We start from the raw sequence: 3,474 nt of genomic DNA on the forward strand, positions 1-3,474 counted from the left end.
TACGAACCGTCAGTTTGGCATTCTTATGGCTGTTCACCCTTTCCCTCACTCGGTTTGCTGTTGTTTGGTAACTCCAGCTTTACCGATTTGGGGAGGGTGAACAACCTATAGAAACACTACATCTAGACAGTGTCGTCACGAGATGAATTTGCTTGGTATATCAAGGAGAACGAGCCTTTTATACAGGGAGTGTACTCTTATGGTACTCGACCGGAATAAAAGGCGAAGTTCGACGCAGAGATACCGGGAAAGGCGCTCGTGACGACACTGTCTAGGACGTTGTATTTCAAGCCTGCACTTTCAGAGAGTTATGCCCCACTACGGCGTTTGCAGCATAACACATAACGCTGCTGCCTCATCCGTAAAGGGCAAGCGGCCATGCTTGAAGCTGCGCCTGGCCCTTTGGGACGGGTACCTGCCTTCGCAGACGCCGGAGCGCTTCACGGGCTAAAATACTCTGAGGAATAGTCCGCAAGGCCCGTCAATGCCGCCAGATTCAATAGGAAAGCCCCGGCCAATGGCCGGGGCTTTCCTATTGAATCTGCTCTTCACCAGTGAGCACAAAGCTGACTATGCTTCATCACTCAGGCGGCGAAAGCTTTTTTTACCTGCGCCACAGACCGGGCAACGCCAATCTTCGGGCAGGTCTTCAAACTTGGTTCCCGCGGGAATCTTGTGGCGCTTGTCGCCACGGTCGGGATCATACACATAGCCACAGTTTACCATCTGGCAACGCCACATGTCTTGCGGTTCAGCCATGATACCTCCCTGTTTTTTCCGGCGACTATTCGCCAGCCGTAGCAGTACCGGTGACAAAGCCCTTGCTGTCAGTACCCGTGGACGAAGGCGTACCGGCGATCTTGGCAAGATAGGTGTCGCCAAGGTTCTTGATATGGCTGCCGATATTTTCGTAATAGGTCAGATGGGCCTGTTCTTCTTCAATAATGCGCTCAAAAAGGCGTGCAGTAACAATATCGCCCTGTTCTTTACAGACATTGAGGAACTGGCTGTACGCTTCAATGGTGGCGTCTTCCTGGTCCGCATCGCTTTCATAGATAGCGGGAACGGCCTGACCAGTGACCACCTTGCCGTCTTTCTGGGTGGTCGGTTCGCCGCCCAGTTCCTTGATGCGTTCAGCGAAGCTTTCCGCATGACGCATTTCGTCAATGGCGATAAGCTTCATGTTGGCAGCCAGTTCACCATAGTCCATATCATCCAGGCTATAGTGCTGGTTCATGTATTGGTGTATGGCGTGCAGCTCCATGGCGCGAGCCTTGTTGAGAACCTCGATGACCTTGGCCTTGCGGTTTTCTCTATTTCCAGCCATTCTGAAACTCCTTGTGTTATAGAGTACCAGAGATTTATAAACGTATTTGCGCAAACACTCAAGCCTGGTTCTGCCGACAAAACCCTGGCAAAAGCGCTCAAAAAAACGCCTTGCCTCCGGTTCGCTGCGGAACACATTATGCCAGAAGCGCGCCCTGTCACACAGCTTTCCCGCCGCCGTCAGGCAGCCGGGTTCGTCCCGGCCCTTGAATTTTTCTCAGGCCGAACAAGCTACGCCGCTATCACTGAACAGGCGGCCTACTGTATGTCGCCGCACACACGTCCGGCACAGTTGCAACAAATACCGTCATATTCAATACGCGAACTCAACACGGAAGAAAAACCTTCCACGTTCATGCCATCCACGCAAGGAGCCTCGTGCATACCCATCACATCTCCGATGCGGCCACACTGGATGCAGCGCACATGATGGTGACGTGAGATATCGCCGTCAAACCGCTTGGTCGATCCGGCAGCCTCAAGACGGCGAATTTCGCCGCTGTCGGCCAGAAAGTCCAGGTTGCGGTAAACGGTGCCAAGGCTGATGCGGGGCAGACGTTCGCGCACGATGCTGTAAAGCTCATCCGCAGTGGGATGAGTTTTGGTCTTGCGCAACTCTTCCAAAATTACCGCACGCTGACGGGTCATTCTTGTTTGAACTTGGGCCATATCAGTCTCCATATGATAGTAAAAATTACTGTTACCGAAGGATGCTGTCAAGCCCAAATACGACCAGGATGCTAAAATATATGCTGCCCGGGGCTTATGCCAGCAGGATGGCCTGATCCGGTGCTTTGCCGTGTAGTGCCGGCGTTTGCTCCTGATCATCAAACGGCATTGCTGTTATTCCAGGCCAAAAGCCATGAGGCTTCGGGCTCCATTCAGGATACGCTGCGGGGAGGCCTTGCCTCCACACGCAGCCAGCCCAGTCCAAACCATTAGATCGGACAAGGGCTGCTGTTCCGGAGTGTTTCCAAATTCAGCGCTGCCGCAAGGGCCATCTTCCGATTGCGATCGTCCTTCATTCGCCGCAAATAATCGCCACTTTCCTTCGGTTCAAAAACCAGCGTTTTTGCACAGGGCGCAGTGTTGCCGCACGCGCCCTGTTTCTGTCACCAGATTGCACCTTGAGCCTGGCCTCATCCGGCAACCGACCCTGTCGCGCAGCCGGTGTGGGCGACGGAGTGATCTGCGGCTTCAAGGGCCTGCCGACTGGCGGCTATCAGAAATTTTTTACAATCATCAAACTAGAGCAATTTCACTTTGAAATTGCTCTGGCGGCTGCGCGAGCAGACGCCCGCCGCGAAGGCGTAAGCGCAATTTATTTGCGCGGTTAAACACCGAAGCGAGCGTGTTTTAAACTTTGAGAATGTACATTTTCAAAGTTAATCTGCTCTAATCTGTGCGCTTACTTTTTCCCGATATGTCCGCGATCACTATCATGTAGCGGAAAACGCGCAAGTTCAGGCAAAGGGCATTCAAAAAGCCCACTCAAAGCACCTGCCGCTGGCTGCAGCACTCGCCAAAGCCCAGGGGCAGCGCGCACCACAGCAGCAGGACGGCCATGCAGAGCTTGCCCCGCATATGCCGGAAAAATGTTCTGCAGAGATATGGCAGCCGACAGAACCGACAGGCAAGCCTGCCCGCACAGAACCAGTCGCAAAGCTGCCCGGGATTTAACCTGCCCAGCATCACGCCATCGGCACGACACCCAAAGCACAACGTCAAGCGCGAGCCGCAAACCGGGCTTGCCGCTTCAGCTGCATCTGCATTACTGCCTACGTATCGAAGGAATTTACTAAGTTATAAAACTTACTAAAAGAGGTCAAGCCGTAACCCGTCAACACGCACTAGTATTCATAAGGTTACAATCAATAGCCCGCTTTTCTTGAAAATTTTTTTCAGTTTTCCCGAAACATAGAAAAGAGCCACAGAAATTTATCTGGAACATAAATAGATACATGCCTGTAACAGGCGCACACCTGTCAGATGTCCTTGCCCATCGCTCCACGCGCCGCAACGCTCTAGCTGTAGAGTGATGGGATGGTCCCGCCCGCATAAATTGGCTACCCTAGGGTATGGAAAACCTCAGAAAGGGAACCATCCCATGAAGATCATTACTACCATCGGCATTGATTTGGCAAAGAA

Annotated in this window: 4 protein-coding genes; 1 reads left to right on the forward strand and 3 read right to left on the reverse strand. The window is 52.6% G+C overall.

Features of this window, described 5'->3' with window-relative positions:
- Positions 1–570 precede the first annotated feature (570 nt).
- From V6C16_RS09590 to V6C16_RS09600, 3 genes are all read right to left on the reverse strand, one after another.
- Positions 571–759 (reverse strand): rubredoxin, encoded by a 189-nt coding sequence (locus V6C16_RS09590; RefSeq protein ID WP_333536009.1) that lies wholly within the window; start codon positions 757–759, stop codon positions 571–573.
- 25 nt (positions 760–784) lie between these two features.
- Positions 785–1,327, reverse strand: coding sequence for a bacterioferritin (locus V6C16_RS09595; protein ID WP_333536010.1), 543 nt, complete (start codon positions 1,325–1,327; stop codon positions 785–787).
- 257 nt (positions 1,328–1,584) lie between these two features.
- A complete protein-coding gene (locus V6C16_RS09600) occupies positions 1,585–1,995 on the reverse strand; it encodes a Fur family transcriptional regulator (protein WP_333536012.1) in 411 nt (136 codons plus the stop codon).
- A 503-nt stretch (positions 1,996–2,498) separates the two neighbouring features.
- Between V6C16_RS09600 and V6C16_RS09605 the strand changes: the two genes are divergently transcribed.
- Positions 2,499–2,663, forward strand: a complete 165-nt coding sequence (locus V6C16_RS09605) for a hypothetical protein (protein ID WP_333536014.1) — start codon at positions 2,499–2,501, stop codon at positions 2,661–2,663.
- The last annotated feature ends 811 nt before the right edge of the window (positions 2,664–3,474 follow it).

It is taken from the genome of Desulfovibrio sp. 1188_IL3213 (assembly GCF_036763145.1).
Lineage (GTDB): Bacteria > Desulfobacterota > Desulfovibrionia > Desulfovibrionales > Desulfovibrionaceae > Desulfovibrio.